The sequence below is a fragment of the Actinacidiphila sp. bgisy167 genome (assembly GCF_057707665.1).
Genome location: NZ_JBYIQP010000232.1, coordinates 1 through 612, shown reverse-complemented (window position 1 = coordinate 612; position 612 = coordinate 1). Strand labels below are relative to the sequence as shown.

Annotated in this window: 1 protein-coding gene; it reads right to left on the bottom strand. The window is 65.8% G+C overall.

Going from position 1 to position 612, the window contains the following annotated elements; genetic code table 11:
* Positions 1-573: hypothetical protein (locus tag AC3ET4_RS30935; protein ID WP_431955306.1), on the bottom strand; the 573-nt coding region annotated here is incomplete at its 3' end.
* Between the last annotated feature and the right edge of the window lie 39 nt (positions 574-612).

Sequence of the window (612 nt, the reverse complement as noted above, 5' to 3'; positions counted from 1 at the left end):
GAGGTTGCCGTGTTTCTCGTACCACTGCTTGGCGGCTTGCAAGTAAGGTATGCCAGTGGCGCTGACTTCTTGGCTGACATCTTGGCTGACCTCTTGGGTGTCGTGGGCGCGGAGTGCGTATTGGTGGTGGAGGCGGTTGATTTCTTCTGGTGGGAGTTGGATGTGGTAGGTGGCGTCGATGTGGTCCCAGATGCCGCCGAAGGTGGCGTGGGGATTGGTTTCGGCGAGGGTGATGATGTCGTCGATCTGCTGGTTTGTGAGGGTGGGGAGTTCGTCGCCGCGTGCCCATGCGGGTGGGTTGTGGGTTGGTGTGCTCCAGAGCATGTATGCGGCGGCCCCGAGGGCCCGTTCGGCTGCGGGGCTGGAGTGCGTGGGGATCTGGGAGTCGACGTCGATGGGGGTGGGTCGGGTGGTGGTGACGGGGGGCTGATCGTTCGTGGCGCCGGTGAGCCGCTGCCGCGGGGGTTGAGCCTGGTGTTCGGGTTGGATGTGGCCGGTTCTGCCGGGGAGGGCGAGGCCGGGGGTGCTCTCGCGGCTGGATGTGGAGGCGTCGCCGAACAGGCTGTCTTCCACGCTGTGGTGGCGGGTTCCGCCGGGGACGGCGACAGGTTG